We start from the raw sequence: 22346 nt of genomic DNA on the forward strand, positions 1-22346 counted from the left end.
CCCGTTTCCCCGACGCAAGGCGATCACCACATGTCCACTGACAAGAACCGCGCCACCGCCGCCGCGATCCTCCCCCTGGTCGGCGGCCCGGACAACATCAGCTCGATCGCACACTGCATGACCCGGCTGCGCATCGCGCTGCACGACCGCTCCCTGGTCGACGACGAGGGGCTGCGGGCGCTGCCCGCGGTGCTGGGCGTCGTCGAGGACGACACGACGTACCAGATCGTGCTCGGACCGGGGACCGTCGCCCGGGTGACCCCGGAGTTCGAGGCGCTGGTCGAGGAGGGCCGCGCGGCCGGGCACCCGCCGCGTACGGCCGTCACCGCCGAGGAACTCGCGGCCCAGGGCGCCGCGTTGAAGCAGGCGCAGAAGGCCCGCAACAGCACCCCGGTCAAGCTGTTCCTGCGCCGGATCGCGAACGTCTTCGTCCCGCTGATCCCGGCGCTCATCGGCTGCGGCATCATCGCGGGCCTGAACGGCGTGCTGCTCAACACGGGTTGGCTGCCGGCCGTCGTCCCGGCGCTCGCCGCGATCGCCTCCGGGTTCATGTCGCTGATCGCGGTGTTCGTCGGCTACAACACGGCCAAGGAGTTCGGCGGTACGCCGATCCTGGGCGGGGCCGTCGCCGCGATCATCGTCTTCCCGGGCGTGGCGAAGATCGACGCGTTCGGCCAGCACCTCTCCCCCGGCCAGGGCGGGGTCCTCGGGGCCCTGGCGGCCGCGTTCCTCGCCGTCCACGTGGAGCGGCTGTGCCGCAGGTGGGTCCCCGAGGCGCTGGACGCGCTGGTCACCCCCACCCTCACCGTCCTGGTCTCCGGACTGGTCACGATCTTCGGCCTGATGTTCCTGGCCGGTGAGGTCGCCACCGCCATCGGCTCCTTCGCCACCTGGATGCTCGCGGGCGGCGGCGCCTTCGCCGGGCTGGTCCTCGGCGGCCTGTTCCTGCCTCTGGTGATGCTGGGTCTGCACCAGGCCCTGATCCCCATCCACACCACCCTCATCGAGCAGACCGGCCACACCGCCCTCCTGCCGATCCTCGCCATGGCGGGCGCGGGCCAGGTCGGCGCGGCGCTCGCGGTGTACTGCCGCCTCCCGCGCAACCGGTCCCTGCGGACGACCATCAAGTCCGCGCTCCCGGCGGGCTTCCTGGGCGTCGGCGAGCCGCTGATCTACGGGGTCTCGCTCCCCCTCGGGCGCCCCTTCGTCACCGCCTGCGTGGGCGGCGCGGCGGGCGGCGCGTTCGTCGGGCTCTTCAACCAGCTGGGCGTCGCCTTCGGCTCGACCGCCATCGGCCCCTCGGGCTGGGCCCTGTTCCCGCTGCTGGACGGCGAATCCGGCGCGGGCGTCACCATCGCGATCTACGCGGGCGGCCTCGCGGTCGGCTACCTGGTGGGCTTCGCCGCCACCTGGTTCTTCGGCTTCACCCGCCAGATGCTGACGGACCTCAACACCGACCCGCAGCCCGCGGCGGACGCCGCCCCGACCGCGGACGCCGACAAGGAACCGGCGATGACCTGACGGCGTGGCGGTCCGGGGCGGGTCAGGAAGTCGTTCCCGCCGGGACCCAGCCGTCGCCGCCGAGGGGGAACTCGTAGCCGGGCCGCCCGTTGTGACCACTGGTACGGAAAGGTTTTCCGTTGTTGTCGATCGTGACGGTGCCGTGGCGGGACCCGCTGGACCAGGCGAGCTCCAGGTACCAGCTCACGTCGTACGCGGAGGCGCCTGCCTTGACGTAGAACACCTCCGGCTCGGACTCGCTCACCTTGAACGGGAAGTTCGGCTGCCCCGCCTCGGGTACGACGGCCGGGCGCACGGCGTCGAGGGCGACGGTGAAGGAGCGCGTCGGCACGCCGGCGCCGCAGCCGACGCCCGGGTAGCCCATGGCGTAGTCGTTCCAGGCGAGCGGCGCACGCTTGCCGGCCATACGGACGGTCAGGCTGTCCAGGACCACGGTTTCCTTGCCGGCGCCCTGGAGGGTCAGCGTGACGTACTGCTCGCCCGCGGACACGGCTCCGACCGCCCCCACCCACGCGGGTGCGTCCCGTTCCAGGGGCGGCGGGGCCACCTGGGCCGGAGCCCTCTCGATCAGGTAGTGCTGGCCGCACGGTGCTTCCCAGGTGTAGGGCTGGGTGGTCACCTTCACCGGCGTACCGGACGCGGTGTCGCCGCCGCGACCGGCCGAGGACGGGCTCGCGGTGGGGGCGGTCGGGGCGGTGCCGGCCGCGGGCGCGGAGTCCGAGGGCGAGTCCGACGGCGAGGCTCCCGACCGTGCCGCCTCGGGCGCCGCCGTCGTCCCGCCGTCCGTACGCTGCCCGGCGCCGTCCGCGAGGGACACGGCACCGGCGGGGCGCTCCCGGACGTCGCCGTCGCGTGTCGGCAGGTACGCGGTGAGCGCCACCGCCCCGGCCACGACGGCCACGGCGATCCCCGCGAGGACGGCCGCACGGATCCGGCGGCGCCCGTGCGGCGCGGAAGGGCCGGCCGACTCGGCAGGCGGCTCGGCCGGGTCCTCCGACTCGGCCGACTCCGCCAACTCCACCGGAAGCGTCTCTACAGGCGCCTCCGCGCTCGGTGTCCTGACGCCCGGCTCACCGCCCTTGCGCGGCCGGTTGGCGTCCGCCAGCACCCAGGCCCGGTGCAGTTCGACGAGTTCCTCGGGCGATGCCTTGCAGAGGCGGGCGAGCCGTTCGACCGGTGCGTAGTCCGCGGGGACGACGTCGCCGATGCAGTACCGGTGCAGGGTCGACGTACTCATGTGGAGCCGCTTGGCGAGCGTTCCGTAGCTGAGCCCGGACCGGTCCTTCAGCTCTCGCAGCAGCCGGGCGAACCCGGCATCAGCAGTGTCTTCCGACACTGTTCCTCCCACCCCGTGTCCCGTCCCGCATCCCAGCAACAGGCTGTTCCAGCAGCTCAGAGCCCATTCAGCATCCCAGCGTCCCTGACCGCCCCTCGGGTGTCGCGGCTGGGACGGATCACCGCACAGGCTGAGGTCATCCAAGCACACGGCTCCCGGCGCCGGTCCCGACGGACCGCCGCCCCTGCCGGGCCATATGAAAGGGAATCAGCCATGACCGCGCTCCGCACCGCCCGCACCCCCCGCACCACCCGACGTCTCGCCGGTGCCGCCGCCGTCGCCCTCGCCGCGCTCGCCCTCACCGCGTGCCAGAACGGCACGGGCCTCAAGGACGGAGGAGCCGCGACCGCCTCGGACTCCACCACGGCGACCCCCTCGCCGACGGGTGCCACGAGCAACGCCCCGAGCACCCCCGCCCCGGGCTCCACGAAGACCGGTACCGGCACGGGCAAGGGCACCGGCTCCGGGTCCAACACCGGCTCCAACTCCGGCTCCGGCTCCGGCTCCGGAGACGCGAAGGGCGGCTCGTCGGACCCGGCCGCCGCCGCGGGCAGCCGCGTCCTGTGCAACGGCTCCAACACCGAAGTGACCGTCCAGCAGGTCGCCCGCCCGCTCAACCACATGCTGATCTCGGTGAAGAACACCGGCTCGAAGCCCTGCGACCTGACGTACTACCCGGTCCTCCGCTTCGACGAGATGCAGTGGGCCCCGGCCCCGCGGCAGGAGACCCACCCCCAGGCCGTGGTGTCCCTCGCGCCCGGCCAGTCGGGCCACGCGGCGGCCATGCTGGCGGCGGCCGACGGCAGCGGCGAGGGCGGAACGACCGGACAGAAGCTCACGATCGCCTTCCAGGGCCGCACGCCCAACAGCAGCGGCGGCGCGCCCGCCACCCCGTCCCTGCCGGCCAAGGGCGTCTACTACGACAGCTCGCTGACGGTCACGTACTGGCAGCAGAACATCGAGGACGCGCTGGGCTCTTGAGCAGGAGCCTCGGCATACTCTCCGGCATGGAGATACCCCCCGTCGTCCCGCCCGGCCGGATGAGCGCGCTGCCCCGGACCGTGCTCGGCCTCCCCGGCGGGTGGCTCCTGCGGCCCTGGGAGCCGTACGACGCCCCCGCGCTGGTCGCCTCCGGCACGGACCCGGACATCCAGCACTGGAACCGCACGGGCGGGTTCACCGAGGCCCGGGCCGAGGAGCGCATCGCGCGCTACCGCGCCAACTGGGAGGCTGAGAAGGCCGCGATCTGGGCGGTCGCCCCCGCCGCCGGCGTCCCGGCCGCCGGCCTGATCGGCCTGGCCGACCTCGATCTGCCCGGCGGAAGCGGCGAGATCCTTTACTGGCTGCTGCCCGCGGGCCGCGGCAGCGGCGTCATGGCCGGGGCCGTGGCCCGGGTCAGCCGCTGGGCCTTCGAGGAACTCGGCCTGCACCGCATACGCATCACCCACTCCGTGGCCAACCCGGCCTCCTGCCGCATCGCGGAAAAGGCCGGATTCCCCCTGGAGGGCACCATGCGCGGAGCCCTCCTCCACGCGGACGGCTGGCACGACGAACACCTCCACGCCCGCCTGCGCACGGACGGCCCGGTCCCCGCCTGAAGCTCGGCGCATGATCACACCATCGAGCTAACACACTGCGATGACCGCTTCAGGAGTCCGCATATGCCAGCAGCCTATGCACATGTATTCCCTCACCCCACACGCCGGGCACGGCGGTGGCATCGGAAGTTGCATGGGTGGCATGAGCGAGCCCACCCAGAAGTACTCGATCTCGATGCCCCGCCACGTCGCCGAGGCCGCTCGCGCCCGCAGCGGCCCCTCGGGCCTGTCCGCCTACGTCACCGCCGCCGTGGCCCGCCAGATCGAGCGCGACAACCTGGCCGAGCTCATCGCCGTCGCCGAGGCGGAGCACGGGCCCCTCACCGAGGAAGAGATCGAGGCCACGCGCGAGATCCAGCGGCGTGCCCGCGCCGAGCAGACGGCCGACAGCGAGCCGGAGAGGAAGGCCTCATGACCCGCCAGGCGGCAACACCGGCCGGCACGCTCGTGCTCGACAGCGAGGGACTCGCCAAGGCCGTATTGCGGGACCGCATGATCACGCGGTGACTCGCCCTCGCCCTCGCCGACGACTTGCGCGTCATCACCAGCACGGCCACCCTCGCCGAAGTGATCCACCCTCAGATCAACGTGCCGGCACTGAAGTGGGCACTGTCCCGCGTGGTGGTCGAACCCGTCACGGAGGAGATCGCCCACCGTGCCGCCGATCTGCTCCGCGAAGCGGGACTGCACGGGCACAAGCACGCCATCGACGCCATGCTCGCCGCCACCGCGCTCGCGGCGCCCGGGCCCGTCACCGTCCTGACCTCCGACCCGGAGGACCTGACGGCCCTCTGCGGCAAACGCCTCGCCACGGTCAAGGCCTGACCACCCCCGCGGGGCCCGACCCGTCACGGCACGACCCGGCCGCGGTCCGCAGGAAACGGACCAGGTCATCGACGCCGTAGCCGAGGCGCGGGCCCCGCTCGGCGGCCATCAGGAGCAGCTGGCCCACGATCTCGGCGCCCCAGCCGTCCGTGCCGTCCGCCGACCACTCCCACAGCTTCTCGATCCCGAGGTCGGTCATGAGCAGCCCGTACTCGGCCCGGATCTCCCCGCACAGCTCGCCCACCGCGTCCAGCAGCCGCGCACCCGGCCGCTCGCACCGCAGCCCGAAGCGCCCGCCGATCTCCTCGACCGCGCAGCCCTGCGGCGGCCGCGCCTTCAGCCCGTCGTAGCGGGCATCCTCGAACCGCGCGCTCTCCCCCACCGGCCAGTGGATCAGCGTGAACCGCTGCACGCCCGAAGCGGACGGCCTCGGCCGCCCGTCACGCTTCCATCCACTGCCGAGCAGGACGTGCTCCAGTCCCCGGAGCTTCCAGCCGAGTTCGAAGCCCCACTCGGCGGCGGCGTCCCCGATCACGGGTTGGCCCGCTCGTGGAGCACGGCGGCCAGCCGGAGCGCGGTGTCCAGGTTGCAGCGGCCCAGGTCGACCAGCGGCAGACCGTACGTACCGGCGGCCGAGACCCGCTCCACGTCCAGCGAGGGGAACAGCACCCCCACCCCGGCCAGGGACTCCTTCAGCTGCCGGACGGCCTCTTCGGCCGCCTGCATCCGCTCCTGTGGAGAGAGCACCATGACATGTCACCTTTCTACTCTGAGTGTTCAGCTTCGACACACAGAGTGGCGGCGGTCTCGCTAGCCTTTCCATACGGACACCTCAACAACGGCACGTGTTGCCAGGAGAGTTGCCATGGCAGGCAAGAACCTAGACCCATCCTCCTCACCCCGCGCCCTGCTCGGCGCCGAACTGCGCGTGGCCCGCGAACGCGCCGGCCTCAGCCAGGCCGAACTGGGCGAACCCCTCTTCGTCAGCGGCTCGTTCATCGGCCAACTCGAAGCGGGCACACGGCGCATGCACATCGAATTCGCCCGGCAGATCGACGAGATCCTCGACACGAACGGCTTCTTCGCCCGCAACTGCGGGGCCTTGGCCAAGTCCAAGTACCCGGACCACTTCGCGGCGGCGGCCGAGGCCGAAGCTCTGGCGAAGGCCATCCGGGAGTACGCCCCGCTGATCATCCCGGGTCTGTTGCAGACGGAGGCGTACGCGCGGGCCGTATGCCGCGCCTACCAGCCAACGGCGACAGTGGAGACCATCGAAGAGTTGGTCACGAACCGGCTGGCCCGCGCAGCCCTCCTCACTGATCCAACAACACCATTGTTTTGGTGTGTGGTTGACGAGGCGGTACTCCGACGGACGGTCGGCGGCGCGGCGGTGATGGCCGAAGCCCTGAGGCACATCGCGAACCTGATCCGGTCACACCGGATCATCGTGCAGGTACTCCCGTTCAGCGCGGGCGCCCACGCCTCCACCGGCGGTTCCATCAAGCTGATGGCCTTCGAGGACGCGCCCCCACTCGCCTACTCTCAAGGCAACGGAACGGGGCTTCTATTTGATGATCCAGCCGAGGTCAACCGCCATTCCCTGACCTACGATCTGCTCACGGCCAGTGCGCTGCCACCACACGAATCGCTGGCCTTGATCGAGTCTGTAGCGGAGGATTACGCGCATGACCAGCATGCCTGAGTACGACCTGTCAGTCGCCATCTGGCACAAGTCGAGCTACAGCGACGGCAGCGGCGGCGACTGCCTGGAGATGGCGACCTGGCGCAAATCCACGTACAGCGACGGCAGCGGCGGCAGCTGCCTGGAAGTCGCCGACGGCCACCCCGACCTCGTCCCCGTCCGGGACTCCAAGGTCCCGGACGGCCCCCACCTCACCTTCAACGGCCCGGCCTGGACGGCGTTCATCACCAGCCTCTGACCCGTCGAACCTGCCGGTCACACCATCGGGCTAACCATCTGCGACCGGGCGGACACGATCTGGCATATGCCTCTAGCGTATGCCAGGCCGTAGCTGAACGGAGTCACACATGGCGCTTCACAAGGTCCTTCGCCGGGCGTGCAAGGCACCATGGAGTCGAGGAGGCGATCCCATGTCCGCTCGCTCCACCAGGCGTCCCCAGATGACCCTCGATGACTTCGAAGCACTTGAGCACGGCGCACCCGAAACCGTGACGCTCGAATTCATTGCGGGAAGGCTAGAGGTCAAGCCAGTGCCCGACGGTGACCACGGAGCCATCTTCATGTGGCTGCTCCGCCAGTGCATGCAGCAGCGGCCCGAACTCGACCTACACCCCGAGCAGGGTCTGGTAGTCGAGCATTATCGCGCCGGACGTGCCCGCCCCGACGGCGTTCTCGCACCCGTCGCGCACTTCGCCGGCCAGGGGGAATGGGCCGATCCCGCAGGCACCCTGATGGTCATGGAGGTGACCTCCCCCGATGCGGACACCGACCGGCGTGACCGCAGCGAGAAGCGCGACGGGTATGCGGCGGCCGATATCCCGGTCTACCTACTCATCGACCGGCAGAACTGCGCGGTGACCGTCCACAGTGATCCCAGCGGTGGCTCGTACCGCGAGAGCCGCTCCTTCCCGTACGGCGAAACGGTCAAGATCCCGGACCCGGTCGGCATCACGCTCAGGACCGAGGCCCTGAAGGACTACGCGAGCTGACTCACCAGCCGATCGTCGGGGCCACGTCGAAGATCGGCGGGAGACGGGCGTCGTCGTCGAGGTTGACGAACGTCCTGCCGTAGAGGGCGAACGACTCGCCCAGCCGGAGCCCTCGCAGGACCGTCGACTCTCCGGCCGGCTTCCCGGTGCCCGGATCGAGGTGCCAGAGGTGGGTGTACGCGCCCTCCGTGACCACGGCGATCCGGCCGGTCCGGTCGGCGGCCAGGGCGCGGATCCGCCAGTCGTGGTCGAAGGCGCGGGTCCACAGGTGGCGGCCGTCCTTCAGCGAGAACGCCGCCAGAAGCTCCCGCTGCTCCCGCTCCGGGACCGACGCGTACAGGACGTCGCCCGCGACCAGCCACTCCGCCCCACCCGTGGTCGGGACGTACGGCGCCTCCGACTCCCCGCGCGGGCGGCCCGCGTCGTCGAACACCAGCAGGCGCCCGTCACCGACGGCGGCGGCCGGGGACGCCGACACGATCCTCGGGGACTCGTACCCGACCGGCATCACGAACCGCCAGGTGAGGGCACCGCTGCGGGCGTCGAGCGCGAACAGCTCGACCCCCTTGTCGGTCCGGGCCAGGAGCAGGACCCGGTCGGGGCCGGCCGCGACCTCCATGGCGGAGGCGCCCGCAGGCAGCGGGGAGCGCCACCGCTCGGCACCGGTGACCAGGTCATACGCGACTACGGCGTCTGCGGTCGCGGTCACGGCCAGGGAGCCGCCCGCTGACGGCTTGCCGACGAGCTTCGGGATGTCCTTGGTCCAGCGCTGCTTGCCCGACGTGATGTCCACCGCGACGAGGCGGTTGCCGCAGCCGCTCCCCGCTGTGGTCAAGGTGAGCAGACCGGTGTCCGAGGGGGTGTCCGTACTCATCGCGCACACCGCGCCGCCGGCCGGGGCGGGGAGGCCCCAGCCGTGGCGGCCCTCCCCGTTGTAGCCGGTCACGCCGTCCGCGCGGGCCCGGATCACGAACCCCGTGGCCGGGTCCCCCGCCCAGGAGCCGAGCGGCTTCCCGGCTTCCGCGCTCTGCGGGACCTGGTACGAGAAGAGGTCCATGTGCGGGCCGCGCAGCCACGAGAAACCGAGCCAGCCGGGCCACAGCGCGACGAGCGCAACGGCGACGGCCACGGTCCAGCCGACGCCGGAGCGGTACCCGCGGCCCTTCACGGCCGACCACCACAGGCCGCCCGCGGCCAGCCCGGCGGCCAGCGCCCACAGCACCAGCGAACCCAGCCCGCGCGGGCAGCCGCCGAAGTCGCACACGCCGTCGGTCATGTCCACGACGGTCAGCTTCACGCACAGGACGGCGTACAGCACCGCGACCGCGCTGAACGCGCAGGCCGCGGCGAGCCGTACGTGGTCCCGGAGCCGCTTCACGAGCGGCAGTGGCGTGTCCATGATCCCCCCGGCCCGCAGCCTATCCGCGATCGGGCCAGGGCCGAGTTCGCCGGAACCTCTGCCGGTCAGAGACCGCCGGTGTTCAGCAGCACATTCGGGCTGGTCTTGCTGATGCTCTTCAGGACGTCCTTGGTGGCCTCGGTGTCCAGGAATTCGTTGAGCTCCGCCGGGTCCGCGTTCGGGTGTGCCTGCTTGTAGAGGACGGCGACACCGGCGACGTGCGGCGCCGCCATCGACGTGCCGTCGAGCGCCACGCTGCCGCCGCCCAGCTTCGCGGAGACGATGGCCTGCCCGGGCGCGTAGAGGGAGACGCAGCTGCCGTAGTTGGTGAAGTCGGTCTCCTCGTCCCACTGGTTGGATGCAGCGACCGTGATCACGCGCGCGGCGGACGCGGGCGAGACGAGGCAAGCGTCCTTCGCGGAGTTGCCCGCAGCGATCACCGGCAGCACACCCGCGTCGGAGAGCGCGGTCGCGGCGTCGTTGACGGCTTGCGACAGGTCCCCGCCCAGGGAGCCGTTCATGACGGCCGGCTGCTTGGCGTTCTTCGCCACCCAGTCCATGCCCGCGATGATCCCCGACCACGTGCCCTTGCCGTCACAGCCGAGGACGCGGACGCTGACCAGGTTGGCCTTGCGCGCGACCCCGTACGTCTTGCCGGCAACCGTGCCCGCAACGTGCGTGCCGTGGCCCTGGCAGTCCGCGCCGAGCCGCCCGTCGCCGATGGCGTCGTAGCCGAAGGTGGCGCGCCCGCCGAACTCGGTGTGGGCGTAGTCGATGCCGGTGTCGAGGATGTACGCGGTCACCCCGGCGCCGTTGCCCTGGGTGGTGAAGGTGTTGTCGAGCGGCAACTCCTTCTGGTCGATCCGGTCCAAGCCCCACGTCGAGGACGGCGCCCGCGTACCCGGCGTCCGGGTCGGCTGCGGCACGGACTGGACCGCGGCGTCCTCCTCGACCGACTTCACACCGAGGCTCACCCGGACGATCTGCAACTGGAGCTGGGTCAGCGGGACCGCGAAGCCGGTCATCGCCTTCGAGTAGACGAACGTCGGCTTCAGGCCCAGCTTCGTCGCGACCTTCGCCGCGTCCTGACCCTTCTCCAGCGTCACGATGTACTGGCCGGGCACGGCGCTCGCGGAGGTGTGCAGCGGTACCGGCGTCGGCTCCGGGGTGTCGGCGGCGGCCGTACCGGCGGCGACAGGGGGCACGGTGAGCAGGGCGGCAGCGGCCAGGCGTGCGAGCAGGCGCATGGAAGGAACTCCCTGAAGGGGGGCTGAGGATCGGCATGAGAGAGCCGCCCCGACGACGACGAGTGCTTCTGTGGGGGCGGCCTTCTCTTCCATCGGTGCCACCCCGGTGCGTCTTGAACCGCCGCCGCCCGCCCGGCGGATCGTCCGCCGCCCGCGCCCGTACGGCCTGTCGCACAAGCTACAGAAAGGGTTGTTCCCTTGTGCCGTCAAGGCCGCGCCCCGCGCGGTCCCGGCCCGTGCGGCCCGCGGCCCTCCAGCAAGATCACCCGTATGGCCCGCCCCCACACCAGCGAGCGCACGACCGCTGCGCCCCCGGTGCCCCCGCCACCCCCGTAGACGTCGTTGACCTGCGCCGTTGTACGTGATGGCCTCGCCCCATGCGCACCCGCCTGAGCCGGGCCCTGCCCGCAGCCGTCGTCGTCCTGGCCGCCTTCGCCGCCCTGCCCGCGTCGGCGGCCACGGCCGCCGTGCGCGAGCCGGTCCCGTACGCGGCCCCCGCCGACCACCCCACGTACATCGTCACCGTGAGCAGGGACCTCGACCCGGCCGACGTGGCGCGGCAGGTCGGTGTCACCCCGGTCCACGTCTTCGACTCCACCCTGCACGGCTTCGCCGCCCCGCTCAGCCCCGCCCAGCTCGTTGCCCTGCACGCACTGCCGGGCGTCGAGGCCGTCGAGGAGGACGGCACCGCCTCGGCCGGCTGACGGGCGCCCGGCCGCTTCGCCTCCCTGCCCGCCTCTTAGGGTGAGGGCGATCAACTCATCGGTTGATCGGGGGAGTCGGGGGGAGACCGATGAACAGCGCGACCGAGGTGTTCCAGCCCCTGCGGGAAGACGATCCGCAGACCGTTGCCGGCTACCGCCTCGCGGCCCGGCTCGGCGCGGGCGGCATGGGCCGGGTCTACCTGTCGCACACCCGGGGCGGCCGCCCCGTGGCGATCAAAGTGGTGCGGCCGGAGCTGGCCGAGGACCCGGCGTTCCGGCGGCGGTTCCGCCGGGAAGTGGAGGCGGCCCGGCGGGTCCGGGGTGCGTACACCGCCGAGCTGATCGACGCCGACGTGGACGCGGCGCCGCCCTGGCTGGCCACCGTGTACGTGCCGGGGCCCTCGTTGTCGGAGGCCGTGGCCCGGCGCGGACCGCTGCCGGTGCCCGCTGTGCTGTGGCTGGTGGCCGGGGTGGCCGAGGCCTTGGAGGTCATCCACGCTGCGGGGATCGTGCACCGCGATCTGAAACCGTCGAACGTACTGCTGGCCGCCGACGGGCCCCGGGTCATCGATTTCGGCATCTCGCTGGCGTCCGGCACCACCTCGCCCACCGCCACGGGCAGCGCCATCGGCACGCCCCAGTACATGGCCCCCGAGCAGGCGCTGGCGGGCGAGACCACGGCGGCCACCGATGTCTTCGCGCTGGGCCAGACGGCGGCGTTCGCCGCGCTGGGCGAGCCGTTGTACGGAGACGGCCCCTCCGTCAGCGTGCTGTTCCGGATCGTGCACTCCGACCCCGACCTGTCCCGGCTGCCGGAATCGCTGCGCCCGCTGATCGCCCGGTGTCTGGCGGCCGATCCGGACGATCGCGCCACCCCGGCGGAGATCGTGGCGTGGTGCAGGCAGCGGCTGGGCAAGGACGCGGACGCGGGCGGTGGTCCCGCCGTCTGGCGGGAGGTGGCGGGGCCGGAGCCGGTGGTCCCGGCTCCGGTACCGCACCCCACCTCGGTCCACACGCGGGCCCTGGATCAGCAGCCGCCGCAGCCGTCCCCGATGGCCTGGCAGCCGCCGATCACGACGCCCCTCACGCCGGAGGAGGAGCGTAAGCGCAGACGGCGTACCGCTCTGATCGTCACCGCGGCGGTGACGGCGTCGGCAGCCCTGCTGACCGGTCTGGCCTGGACGGTCATGGACGCGGCGGACCGGGCGCGCGAACGGAGCGCGGCCGCGGCCACGTCCCCCGGCCCGGCGAGCGGCGGCAAGGCCACCGCCGGATCCACCGGAGCCGGTGGATCCGCATCAAGTACGCCCAAGGCTTCCAAGCCTCCGGCGCCCGTTCCCTACCCCCAGGTCTGGCTGGACGAGAAGAACTCGATCGGCATCAAGGACCCGGTCAAGCGGGAGGACCGTACGGGGGACATCCGCCTGGACTGCGAGAAGAAGAGCTGTGAGCTGGCGAGCGACGCGAGCGTACTCGTCCAGCTGTACGCCGACCCCGGCACCGGCAACCTCGACACGTGCAGCCTCCTCACGAAGGCCTCCACCCAGCACACGCTCCCGCTGGCCGCAGTGGCGCCCGGCACCCAGATCTGCGTGCGGCACCCCTCGGGAGACATCGCGCTGCTCGTGATCCAGATCAAGTCGGTCGTGCGGCTGAACGGCCTGCCCGACTGGATCTCCGCGGACATGACGGTCTGGCGCGCGTCCTGACTGCGGCGTACCGGCGTCAGCCGCGGGCGGCCTCGATGAAGGCGCGGATCAGGGCGGGGTCCTTCACCCCGCGCTCCCGCTCCACCCCGCTGGAGACGTCCACGCCCCAGGCGCCGGTGGTCGCCACGGCCTCCCGGACGTTCCCCGGGGTCAGCCCGCCGGCCAGCAGCCAGCGGCCCTCGGGCGCGGCGAACTCCTCGGAGCCCCAGTTCCACGGCTTGCCGGAGCCGGGGTCGGGGGCGTCGAGCAGCAGCAGGTCCTCGCCGTACTCCCCGCAGCGCTTCACGTGCTCGGCGGTGGCCCGCAGCAGGGTCCGGCCCTCGGCGCGCAGCGCCTCGTAGTACTCGGGGCCCTCGTCCCCGTGCAGCTGCACTCCCCGTACGCCGCTCTCCTCGGCCAGCCGCCGCACCTCGTCGACCGGCTGCCCCCGGAACACCCCGACGGTCAGCACCGAGTCCGGTACCCGCGCCGCGAGCTCGCGTGCCTCGGCGGCGCCGATCGTACGGGGGCTCCCGGCGGCGAAGACGAACCCGACGGCATCGGCCCCGGCCGCCACGGCCACGTCGACGTCCGCCCCGGTCTTCAACCCGCAGATCTTCACGAACAGCTCGCTCATCCCCCCAGTCAACCAAACCGCCCTGTTGGGTGGTGATCCGTCTCGGCACCCGGGCGCGGCCACCCACGCGCCGCTAGCCTGGAACGGGGCTCACGCCCAGTGCACGGCACGCCACGCGGAGGACAACGGTGACGATCATGATTGAACGGGCCACACCGATAGAGCAGGCGGCACCGCCGACATTCGAGACGCTCCTGCGCACGGTTGCGGAGATGGACACGCCAGACGGCTATAAGGCCGAGCTCATCCGGGGGAAGATCATCGTGTCGCCGTTCTCCAAGCTGCGCTACTCCCGCCGCATGCGTCTTTTGCGCGAGCAGCTCCAGGCCCACGTTCCCGAGGGACAGTTCGCGGACACCTCGCCCTTCCTCTTCCGGTTCCCGGCAGCGCAGCGCGGCTACGGACCAGACCTGTACGTCGCGGACGAGGCGGCCTTCGAAGAGGAGGGGCTGCACGCGGACGGAGCGGCGCTGTCGCTGGTCGGGGAGTTCACGTCCGTCTCCACCAGGGACGCGGACTGGAACGAGAAGCTCGACGTGTACGGCCGGCTCGTGCCCGTCTACCTGGTCGTCGACATGCAGGACTCGGAGATCACCTGCTTCTGGGACCCCTCCGCGCACGGATACCGCTCCCGTACGACGGTGTCCTTCGGGGAGCCCTTGCAGATCCCCGAGCCGTTCGGGTTCGCGCTCGACACCACCGGCTTCTAGCGCTCCGGAAGCGACCGAGGGCGGCACCCCCCGTACGGGGAGTGCCGCCCTCGGTCGAAGAACAGCCGATCAGCCAGGGGCCGATCAGAAGTCCATGTCACCGCCCGGCATGCCGCCGCCCGCGGGGGCACCGGCCTTCTCGGGCTTGTCGGCGATGACGGCCTCGGTGGTGAGGAAGAGGGCCGCGATCGACGCCGCGTTCTGCAGCGCGGAGCGGGTGACCTTCGCCGGGTCGATGATGCCCTCGGCGATCATGTCCACGTACTCGCCGGTCGCGGCGTTCAGGCCCCAGCCGACGGTCAGGTTGCGGACCTTCTCCACGACGACGCCACCCTCAAGACCACCGTTGACGGCGATCTGCTTGAGCGGGGCCTCCAGGGCGAGCTTCACGGCGTTGGCGCCGGTCGCCTCGTCACCCGACAGGTCGAGCTTCTCGAAGACCGAGGAAGCCTGGAGCAGGGCCACGCCACCACCGGCGACGATGCCCTCCTCGACGGCCGCCTTCGCGTTGCGAACGGCGTCCTCGATGCGGTGCTTGCGCTCCTTGAGCTCCACCTCGGTCGCGGCGCCGGCCTTGATGACGGCCACGCCGCCGGCCAGCTTCGCGAGGCGCTCCTGGAGCTTCTCGCGGTCGTAGTCCGAGTCGGAGTTCTCGATCTCGGCGCGGATCTGGTTGACGCGACCCTGAACCTGGTCGCTGTCGCCCGAACCGTCGACGATCGTGGTCTCGTCCTTGGTGATGACGACCTTGCGGGCGCGGCCCAGCAGGTCCAGGCCCGCGTTCTCGAGCTTGAGGCCGACCTCCTCGGAGATGACCGTGCCGCCCGTGAGGATGGCGATGTCACCGAGCATGGCCTTGCGGCGGTCACCGAAGCCCGGGGCCTTGACGGCCACGGAGCGGAAGGTGCCGCGGATCTTGTTGACGACCAGGGTCGACAGGGCCTCGCCCTCGACGTCCTCGGCGATGATCAGCAGCGGCTTGCCGGACTGCATGACCTTCTCAAGGAGCGGCAGCAGGTCCTTGACCGAGCCGATCTTCGAGTTGACGATCAGGATGTACGGGTCGTCGAGCGACGCCTCCATACGCTCCATGTCGGTGGCGAAGTACGCCGAGATGTAGCCCTTGTCGAAGCGCATGCCCTCGGTGAGCTCAAGCTCCAGACCGAAGGTCTGGGACTCCTCGACGGTGATGACGCCTTCCTTGCCGACCTTGTCCATGGCCTCGGCGATGAGCTCGCCGATCTGGGTGTCGGCGGCGGAGATGGAGGCCGTGGAAGCGATCTGCTCCTTGGTCTCGACATCCTTGGCCTGCGCCAGCAGGGCGGCGGAGACGGCCTCGACGGCCTTCTCGATGCCGCGCTTGAGGGCCATCGGGTTGGCGCCGGCGGCCACGTTGCGCAGGCCCTCGCGGACGAGCGCCTGGGCGAGCACGGTGGCGGTGGTCGTACCGTCGCCCGCGACGTCGTCCGTCTTCTTGGCGACTTCCTTGACCAGCTCGGCGCCGATCTTCTCGTACGGGTCCTCGAGCTCGATCTCCTTGGCGATGGAGACACCATCGTTGGTGATCGTGGGGGCGCCCCACTTCTTCTCAAGGACGACGTTGCGACCCTTGGGGCCAAGGGTGACCTTGACGGCGTCGGCGAGCTGGTTCATCCCGCGCTCGAGACCGCGCCGGGCCTCCTCGTCGAACGCAATGATCTTGGCCATCTGAAGTGGTCCTCCAGGACTGGGGTTCCCCCTGCACCGTCGGTACGAGGGGAGGGTTGGATTGCTCCGGACCGCGCCCGCGCCCGCGACGGACGGCCTGCGTGCCCGGCGGTTCCTTCCCGCCGGACCCTGCGGGCCTCACCGACCCGGTCCTGTGTAGTAGCACTCTCACCAGGAGAGTGCTAACGCCAATGATTAGCACTCGACCCCCGAGAGTGCAAGCGGCTTCGAAGAAGCCTCGTTGAGGGGTGGCGGTCGGGCGACGGGCGGGCGCAAGCGGCTTCGGGCACACGGCCCGGGGGGGGGCGGGGCCGGACATGCGTCGAGGGTCCACATCCCTCCTCCAGGATGTGGACCCTCGTACGTAATGCGTCGCTGGTCGATCGCGCCGGGGCTAGACGGCGAGCTTGACCATGTCCGCCTGCGGACCCTTCTGGCCCTGCGAGATCTCGAACTCGACCCGCTGACCCTCTTCAAGGGTGCGGTACCCGTCCATCTGGATGGCGCTGTAGTGGACGAACACATCCGCACCACCGTCGACCGCGATGAAGCCGTAGCCCTTCTCCGCGTTGAACCACTTGACGGTGCCCTGAGCCATGCCTAACTCCCCTATTACTGGCCCTTGCGCAGGACCGCACTTCGCGGTCCCGGGTCAGAACTTGCGCCGGAACGCCTCGACCGGGGCTGAATGTATCCGCACCGCTGCTGTCTGCAACAGGTCAATCCGACGAGAAATCTGGACACGGGGATACATTGAAATAGAGTGAAAAGTTGGCATATTCCCGGGCAACTCGGACCCGGCATATCTCGCCAAAGCCCCATACCGCACTTGCACATTGACTCAATGTCAACCATCACGCGACCCGCTCATATGCGGCGGGCAAGAACAGCGGAGGGGACTTCCCCAACTCTACCGCGCCCAACCAAGCAGAATTACCCCCTCCGCTTTTACCGGAGGGGGTAATTCTGGGCTTTCGCGTGTCAGCAGCCGCCTGCGACGGCGGGAATGATCGAGACGCCCGCGCCGTCCGGCGTCACCGCGTCCAGACCGCCCTCGAAGCGCACGTCGTCGTCGTTGACGTAGACGTTCACGAAGCGGCGCAGCTTGCCCTGGTCGTCCAGGACGCGGGCGGCGATGCCCGGGTGGCTCGCCTCCAGGGAGGCGATGACCTCGGAGAGGGTCGCGCCCTCGGCGGAGACCTCGGCCTGGCCGCCGGTGTAGGTGCGCAGGATGGTGGGGATGCGGACGTTGACGCTCATGGCGCTACTGCCTTTCCGGGTGTCAGGGGGAGATCAGGCCAGGTTGGCGGAGCGGAACGCGTCCAGGCTCGGGCGGATGGTGGCGGTCTGCCCGCTGTCCGCGGCCACCGCCTCCAGGGTCTTGAGGCCGTCACCGGTGTTGAGGACCACCGTGGTCAGCGCCGGGTCGAGCTGCCCGTTCTCGATGAGCTTCTTGGTCACGCCGACGGTCACGCCGCCCGCGGTCTCGGCGAAGATGCCCTCGGTCTGCGCGAGGATCTTGATGGCCTCGACGACCTGCTCGTCGGTGACGTCCTCGACGTAGCCGCCCGTACGGCGGGCGATGTCCAGGACGTACGGGCCGTCGGCCGGGTTGCCGATGGCGAGCGACTTGGCGATGGTGTTCGGCTTCTGCGGGCGGACCACGTCGTGGCCGGCCTTGAAGGCGGTGGAGACCGGGGAGCAGCCCTCGGCCTGCGCGCCGAAGATCTTGTACGGCTTGTCCTCGACGAGCCCGAGCTTGATCAGCTCCTGCAGACCCTTGTCGATCTTCGTCAGCTGCGAGCCGGACGCGATCGGGATCACGATCTGGTCGGGCAGCTGCCAGCCGAGCTGCTCGCAGATCTCGTACGCGAGGGTCTTGGAGCCCTCGCCGTAGTACGGACGGAGGTTGACGTTGACGAAGCCCCAGCCCTCGCCGAGCGGGTCGCCGATGAGCTCGGAGCAGAAGCGGTTGACGTCGTCGTAGTTGCCCTCGATGCCGACGAGGTCGCCGCCGTACACACCGGCCATGACGACCTTGCCCTGCTCCAGGTCGTGCGGGATGAACACGCAGGAGCGGAAGCCGGCCCGGGCGGCCGCGGCGCCGACGGCGCCGGCCAGGTTGCCGGTGGAGGAGCAGGACAGGGTGGTGAAGCCGAAGGCACGGGCGGCCTCGACGGCGATGGCCACAACGCGGTCCTTGAAGGAGTGGGTCGGGTTGCCGGAGTCGTCCTTGACGTACAGCTTGCCCGTGACGCCGAGCTCCTTGGCCAGGTTGGCCGCGTCCACGAGCTTGGTGAAGCCGGGGTTCAGGCTGGGCTTGGAGGCCACGTCCGCGGGGACGGGCAGCAGCGGGGCGTAGCGCCAGATGTTGTTGGGGCCGGCCTCGATCGCGGCGCGCAGGGCCTCGGGGTCACCGGCGGGAAGGTCGTAGGCGACTTCCAGCGGACCGAAGCACTCGACGCAGGCGAAGATGGGTCCGAGTTCGAAACGGGTACCGCACTCACGACACGAGAGGCCGGTGGCAGGTCCGAGATCGACAGAGGTGGCAACAGTCTGTGCAGCCATGATGGCGAGGCCCTTTCTCCTCATCTTCCCCATGGCGCACTTCGCCATGAGACGGAATTGGCACCTTCCCTAGCCGGGGACCTCGCTGCCGCAAGCAAGCAAGCGCGAGAACCGACTGGAGGGTTGCCGGGGCTTCAACGGGCCGTGTCCCTCTGCCCCTCTGGATGAGCGGTATGGCACCGGGCCGCGCGCTCTGCGGCGCGTCCGGGCGTTTGTGCGCGGGGACCCCCGGCATGCGGTGGTCCTTCGCGTTGTTCAAGACTGTAACTGAAGGTCCGGGTGGTTGAGACAGCCGTCCGAACCGCGAGATGGATCACTTTTCGGCCGAAACCGCCGGGGAGCGAGCGACGACCAGGGAGTGCTGAACGTGCTGGAAGAGGTGGAGCGCTGGTTCGCGGACCGCTCCTGGTCCGCGGCCGACCGACCGCTCGACCAGCTGCTTTCCGCCAAGCGGGCGGCGGGCACCACGGTCAGCGTCGTCCTGCCCGCGCTCGACGAGGAGGAGACGGTCGGCGCGATCGTCGAGGTGATCCGGCGCGATCTGATCGACGGGCTGCCGCTGCCGCTGGTCGACGAACTGGTCGTGATCGACTCGGGCTCCACCGACCGGACCGCCGAGGTGGCCGCCAAGGCCGGCGCCCGGGTGGTGCACCGCGACGACATCCTGCCGCGGATTCCGGCCGTGCACGGCAAGGGCGAGGTGCTGTGGCGCTCGCTGCTGGCCACCACCGGGGACGTCGTCTGCTTCGTCGACGCGGACCTGCGGGACTTCTCCTCCGCCTTCGTGTCCGGGATCGTGGGCCCGCTGCTGACCGAGCCCGACGTGCAGTTCGTCAAGGCGATGTACGACCGCCCGCTCGGGGACGCTCCCGGCCAGGGCGGCCGGGTCACCGAGCTGGTCGCCCGTCCGCTCCTCAATCTCCACTGGCCGCAGCTGGCCGGCTTCGTCCAGCCGCTGGGCGGCGAGTACGCCGTGCGCCGGGCCCTGCTGGAACGTTTGCCCTTCCCCGTCGGGTACGGAGTAGAGCTCGGCCTGCTGGTGGACGCGCTGCACACCGTCGGACTGGACGCGCTGGCCCAGGTGGACGTGGGCGTACGGCTCCACCGCCATCAGGACGGCCAGGCGCTGGGCCGCATGGCCGCGGCGATCTACCGGACGGCGCAGCTGCGGCTCTCGCGCGGGCATCTCGTACGGCCGGAGCTGACGCAGTTCGAGCGCGGCCCGGAGGGGTTCACGCCGCGCACGTACGCCGTGGACACCGAGGAGCGGCCGCCGATGGCCGGGGTGAAGGAGTACTCCGGCCGCCGGGTGGCGTGAGGGAACTGACGTTTGAGCGGGCGGGCCCCGGGCTAGGTTCGCCGCATGGCTTCCCAGGTACTCGTTGCAGCGAACCGCGGCCCGCTCTCCTACGCACTCGACGACGACGGCACCCTCACGGCCCGGCGCGGCGGGGGCGGACTCGTCTCCGGCCTCTCCGCCGCCCTCGCCCGCCAGCCGGAGGCGCTGTGGATCTGCGCGGCGCTGTCGGACGCGGACCGAGAGGCGGTCCGCCGGTGCGTCTCCGAGCCCGGTGTCCGGATGTTGGACATCGATCCCACGACGTACGACGACGCGTACAACGGCATCGCGAACTCGGTGCTGTGGTTCACCCACCACCACCTGTACGACATCCCCCGCGAGCCGGTCTTCGACGCGGAGTTCCGCCGTCAGTGGGATTCGTACGTCGCGTACAACCACGCCTTCGCGCTGGCGCTGGCCGAGGAGGCGGGCGAGGGCGCGGCGGTGCTCGTGCAGGACTACCACCTGGCGCTGGTCCCGGGTGAGCTGCGCGAACTGCGGCCCGATCTGAAGATCAGCCACTTCACGCACACCCCGTGGGCCTCGCCGGAGTTCCTGGAGATGCTCCCCGACGACATCCGTTCGCAGCTGGTGTGGGGCATGCTCGGTGCGGACATCGTGGGCTTCCACACCTGGGCGTGGGCGGACAGCTTCTTGGCCGGCGCGCACATCGACGACACGAGCGGCATCGCCCGCCCGATCGGGGACCCGCGGCGCAGGGTGCAGCACCAGAGGAGGGGCGCGCACATCCGGTACACGGACGTGGCCGTGTACCCGCTGGGCGTGGACGGGGACGAGCTGCGGGCGCTGGCGCACCGGCCGGAGGTGAACGACAAGCTGGCGGCGCTGCGCACCGACGTCGGGGACCGCAGGACGATCGTCCGGGTGGACCGGACGGAGCTGTCGAAGAACATCGTGCGCGGGCTGCTCGCGTACCGGGAGCTGCTGACGGTGCACCCCGAGTGGCGCGGGCGGGTGGTGCACCTGGCGTCCGCGTACCCGTCCCGGCAGGACCTGGCGGTGTACCGGTCCTACACGGAGGCGGTACGGGAGCTGGCGGAGCGGATCAACGAGGAGTTCGGTACGGCGGACTGGCAGCCGGTGCTGGTGTCGGTGAAGGACGACTTCGCCCGCTCCCTGGCGGCGTACCGGCTGGCGGACGTGGCGCTGGTCAACCCGGTACGGGACGGGATGAACCTGGTGGCGAAGGAGATCCCGGTGGTGTCGGACGCGGGGTGCGCGCTCGTGCTGTCGACGGGGGCGGGGGCGTACGGGGAGCTCCGCGAGGACGCGCTGACGGTGAACCCGTACGACGTGACGGCGACGGCGCAGGCCCTGCACGCGGCGCTCTCCATGCCGGCGGGTGAGCGGCTGGAGCGCACGAAACGCCTGGCCGCCGCCGCCACGGCCCTCCCCCCGACGGACTGGTTCACGGCCCAGCTCTCCGCCCTGCGCGAGGCTTAACGGCAGCCGCTGTGCGGGGCCCTCCCGGGTAGGGGACCGGCCCTGCGGGGCCCTGTCAGCCGCGGATGGCTTCGGCCAGGGCGGCCAGGAAGCCGACCACCTCGGACGGGCCGTTCAGGACCAGGTCGGCCCGGGCGGCGAGCTCGGGGACCTCCACCGAACCACTGGCCACCAGCAGCCCCGGCAGACCGTCGGCCCGGCGCTTCTCCACCGCGGAGTACGCGGCGAGGTCGCCGAGGTCGTCGCCCGCGTAGAGGACCGCCTCCGCGTCCCGTTCCGCCAGGAACTCCGTCAGGGCGACGCCCTTGTCCATGCCCGGCGGCCGCAGCTCCAGGACGGCCCGGCCCGGCTCCACCATGAGCCCGTGGCGGGCGGCCAGTTCGGTCAGGGGTTCGCGCAGCGCCGCGAAGGCCGCCGCCGGGTCGTCCGCGCGCCGGGTGTGGACGGCCAGCGCCCGGCCCTTCTCCTCGATCCAGGTACCGCGCCAGGCGCCGATGGAGTCCAGGAACCCGGGCAGCTCGGCCCGTACGGCGGCGACTCCCGGGTGCTCGGCCGGCGCGTGGACGATGCCGGTCACCGCGTCCCACCGCTCGGCGCCGTAGTGGCCGAGGACGACGAGGTGCTCCAGCCCGGGGACACCGGCGAAGCCTCCGTAGCGGACGGCGACACCGGCCGGCCGGCCGGTGATCACGGCCACCGAGTCCACCTCGGGGGCGAGTGCGGAGAGGGCCGGGACGGCACCGGGGTGGGCCCGGGCCTGGTCCGGGTCGGGGACGATGTCGGCGAGGGTGCCGTCGAAGTCGAGCGCGACGACGGAACGGCGGGGTGCGCGGAGCAGGGCTTCGAGGCCCTCGCGTCCGGCAGCGGTGACGGGCATCGGCAAGTCGTGCGGATGGCTCCCCATACGGACGA

The 22346-nt window shown here is 71.2% G+C and carries 24 protein-coding genes and 1 riboswitch; of the genes, 13 read left to right on the top strand and 11 right to left on the bottom strand.

The genetic code is table 11. The features are described from left to right. Nucleotides 1–30: 30 nt before the first annotated feature. Complete coding sequence (locus tag OG509_RS17220) at nucleotides 31–1521, top strand: PTS transporter subunit EIIC (protein WP_406183421.1); 1491 nt, start codon at nucleotides 31–33, stop codon at nucleotides 1519–1521. A 22-nt stretch (nucleotides 1522–1543) separates the two neighbouring features. On the opposite strand, the gene OG509_RS17225 is transcribed toward OG509_RS17220, so the two are convergent. Beyond that, entirely contained in the window at nucleotides 1544–2857 is a 1314-nt protein-coding gene (locus OG509_RS17225; protein WP_406183422.1) for a helix-turn-helix domain-containing protein, read from the bottom strand. Between the two features lie 213 nt (nucleotides 2858–3070). Between OG509_RS17225 and OG509_RS17230 the strand changes: the two genes are divergently transcribed. From OG509_RS17230 to OG509_RS17245, 4 genes are all read left to right on the top strand, one after another. After that, a complete protein-coding gene (locus OG509_RS17230; protein WP_406183423.1) occupies nucleotides 3071–3838 on the top strand; it encodes a DUF4232 domain-containing protein in 768 nt (255 codons plus the stop codon). A 26-nt stretch (nucleotides 3839–3864) separates the two neighbouring features. Continuing rightward, entirely contained in the window at nucleotides 3865–4455 is a 591-nt protein-coding gene (locus OG509_RS17235) for a GNAT family N-acetyltransferase (protein ID WP_406183424.1), read from the top strand. Nucleotides 4456–4597: 142 nt separating this feature from the next. Then, nucleotides 4598–4870, top strand: coding sequence for a CopG family transcriptional regulator (locus OG509_RS17240; RefSeq protein WP_406183425.1), 273 nt, complete (start codon nucleotides 4598–4600; stop codon nucleotides 4868–4870). A 116-nt stretch (nucleotides 4871–4986) separates the two neighbouring features. Then, the gene (locus tag OG509_RS17245; RefSeq protein WP_406183426.1) at nucleotides 4987–5280 is read left to right on the top strand and encodes a PIN domain-containing protein; all 294 of its coding nucleotides are present in this window, start codon (nucleotides 4987–4989) and stop codon (nucleotides 5278–5280) included. Here the strand turns inward: OG509_RS17245 and OG509_RS17250 are convergent. Further along, complete coding sequence (locus OG509_RS17250; RefSeq protein ID WP_406183427.1) at nucleotides 5270–5815, bottom strand: hypothetical protein; 546 nt, start codon at nucleotides 5813–5815, stop codon at nucleotides 5270–5272. The two genes, OG509_RS17245 and OG509_RS17250, sit on opposite strands and share 11 nt — an antisense overlap. Then, a complete protein-coding gene (locus tag OG509_RS17255; RefSeq protein ID WP_030156956.1) occupies nucleotides 5812–6030 on the bottom strand; it encodes a hypothetical protein in 219 nt (72 codons plus the stop codon). The genes OG509_RS17250 and OG509_RS17255 overlap by 4 nt, the downstream gene beginning before the upstream one ends. A 115-nt stretch (nucleotides 6031–6145) precedes the next feature. Between OG509_RS17255 and OG509_RS17260 the strand changes: the two genes are divergently transcribed. The 3 genes from OG509_RS17260 (at nucleotide 6146) to OG509_RS17270 (ending at nucleotide 7971) form a co-directional block, all read left to right on the top strand. After that, the gene (locus tag OG509_RS17260; RefSeq protein WP_406183428.1) at nucleotides 6146–6982 is read left to right on the top strand and encodes a Scr1 family TA system antitoxin-like transcriptional regulator; all 837 of its coding nucleotides are present in this window, start codon (nucleotides 6146–6148) and stop codon (nucleotides 6980–6982) included. Next, complete coding sequence (locus OG509_RS17265; protein WP_406183429.1) at nucleotides 6966–7220, top strand: DUF397 domain-containing protein; 255 nt, start codon at nucleotides 6966–6968, stop codon at nucleotides 7218–7220. The genes OG509_RS17260 and OG509_RS17265 overlap by 17 nt, the downstream gene beginning before the upstream one ends. 172 nt (nucleotides 7221–7392) lie before the next feature. Then, on the top strand, nucleotides 7393–7971 hold the full coding sequence (locus OG509_RS17270; protein ID WP_406183430.1) for a Uma2 family endonuclease: 579 nt from the start codon (nucleotides 7393–7395) through the stop codon (nucleotides 7969–7971). Between the two features lies 1 nt (nucleotide 7972). On the opposite strand, the gene OG509_RS17275 is transcribed toward OG509_RS17270, so the two are convergent. Next, on the bottom strand, nucleotides 7973–9370 hold the full coding sequence (locus OG509_RS17275; RefSeq protein ID WP_406183431.1) for a PQQ-binding-like beta-propeller repeat protein: 1398 nt from the start codon (nucleotides 9368–9370) through the stop codon (nucleotides 7973–7975). 65 nt (nucleotides 9371–9435) lie between these two features. Continuing rightward, complete coding sequence (locus OG509_RS17280; protein ID WP_406183432.1) at nucleotides 9436–10617, bottom strand: S8 family serine peptidase; 1182 nt, start codon at nucleotides 10615–10617, stop codon at nucleotides 9436–9438. A 377-nt stretch (nucleotides 10618–10994) separates the two neighbouring features. Here OG509_RS17280 and OG509_RS17285 point away from each other — a divergent pair, with 377 nt between their 5' ends. Together OG509_RS17285 and OG509_RS17290 are read left to right on the top strand one after the other, a co-directional pair. Beyond that, complete coding sequence (locus tag OG509_RS17285; RefSeq protein WP_406183433.1) at nucleotides 10995–11321, top strand: protease inhibitor I9 family protein; 327 nt, start codon at nucleotides 10995–10997, stop codon at nucleotides 11319–11321. 89 nt (nucleotides 11322–11410) lie between these two features. Beyond that, on the top strand, nucleotides 11411–13030 hold the full coding sequence (locus OG509_RS17290) for a serine/threonine-protein kinase (protein ID WP_406183434.1): 1620 nt from the start codon (nucleotides 11411–11413) through the stop codon (nucleotides 13028–13030). Nucleotides 13031–13046: 16 nt separating this feature from the next. Here the strand turns inward: OG509_RS17290 and OG509_RS17295 are convergent, their stop codons facing one another. Next, a complete protein-coding gene (locus OG509_RS17295) occupies nucleotides 13047–13646 on the bottom strand; it encodes a phosphoribosylanthranilate isomerase (protein WP_406183435.1) in 600 nt (199 codons plus the stop codon). Between the two features lie 212 nt (nucleotides 13647–13858). Between OG509_RS17295 and OG509_RS17300 the strand changes: the two genes are divergently transcribed. Beyond that, complete coding sequence (locus tag OG509_RS17300; protein WP_406183436.1) at nucleotides 13859–14356, top strand: Uma2 family endonuclease; 498 nt, start codon at nucleotides 13859–13861, stop codon at nucleotides 14354–14356. A gap of 84 nt (nucleotides 14357–14440) precedes the next feature. Here OG509_RS17300 and groL read toward each other — a convergent pair whose 3' ends face one another. From groL to thrC, 4 genes are all read right to left on the bottom strand, one after another. Further along, entirely contained in the window at nucleotides 14441–16063 is a 1623-nt protein-coding gene (groL, locus tag OG509_RS17305; RefSeq protein ID WP_030156971.1) for a chaperonin GroEL, read from the bottom strand. A 394-nt stretch (nucleotides 16064–16457) separates the two neighbouring features. Further along, nucleotides 16458–16661, bottom strand: a complete 204-nt coding sequence (locus tag OG509_RS17310) for a cold-shock protein (protein WP_005315736.1) — start codon at nucleotides 16659–16661, stop codon at nucleotides 16458–16460. Between the two features lie 383 nt (nucleotides 16662–17044). Then, nucleotides 17045–17323, bottom strand: coding sequence for a MoaD/ThiS family protein (locus OG509_RS17315; protein WP_030156974.1), 279 nt, complete (start codon nucleotides 17321–17323; stop codon nucleotides 17045–17047). Nucleotides 17324–17356: 33 nt separating this feature from the next. Beyond that, nucleotides 17357–18631, bottom strand: a complete 1275-nt coding sequence (thrC, locus tag OG509_RS17320; RefSeq protein ID WP_406183437.1) for a threonine synthase — start codon at nucleotides 18629–18631, stop codon at nucleotides 17357–17359. A 17-nt stretch (nucleotides 18632–18648) separates the two neighbouring features. Continuing rightward, nucleotides 18649–18802, bottom strand: a riboswitch (SAM riboswitch). 196 nt (nucleotides 18803–18998) lie between these two features. Here thrC and OG509_RS17325 point away from each other — a divergent pair. Both OG509_RS17325 and OG509_RS17330 read left to right on the top strand, forming a co-directional pair. Beyond that, a complete protein-coding gene (locus OG509_RS17325) occupies nucleotides 18999–19949 on the top strand; it encodes a glucosyl-3-phosphoglycerate synthase (RefSeq protein ID WP_406183438.1) in 951 nt (316 codons plus the stop codon). A gap of 45 nt (nucleotides 19950–19994) precedes the next feature. Next, nucleotides 19995–21434: a trehalose-6-phosphate synthase gene (locus OG509_RS17330; protein ID WP_406183439.1), complete on the top strand. Its 1440-nt coding sequence runs from the start codon at nucleotides 19995–19997 to the stop codon at nucleotides 21432–21434. A gap of 55 nt (nucleotides 21435–21489) precedes the next feature. On the opposite strand, the gene otsB is transcribed toward OG509_RS17330, so the two are convergent. Next, nucleotides 21490–22338, bottom strand: a complete 849-nt coding sequence (otsB, locus tag OG509_RS17335) for a trehalose-phosphatase (RefSeq protein ID WP_406183440.1) — start codon at nucleotides 22336–22338, stop codon at nucleotides 21490–21492. Nucleotides 22339–22346 lie beyond the last annotated feature (8 nt).

The sequence above is a fragment of the Streptomyces sp. NBC_01006 genome, from assembly GCF_045162725.1.
Classification (GTDB): domain Bacteria; phylum Actinomycetota; class Actinomycetes; order Streptomycetales; family Streptomycetaceae; genus Streptomyces.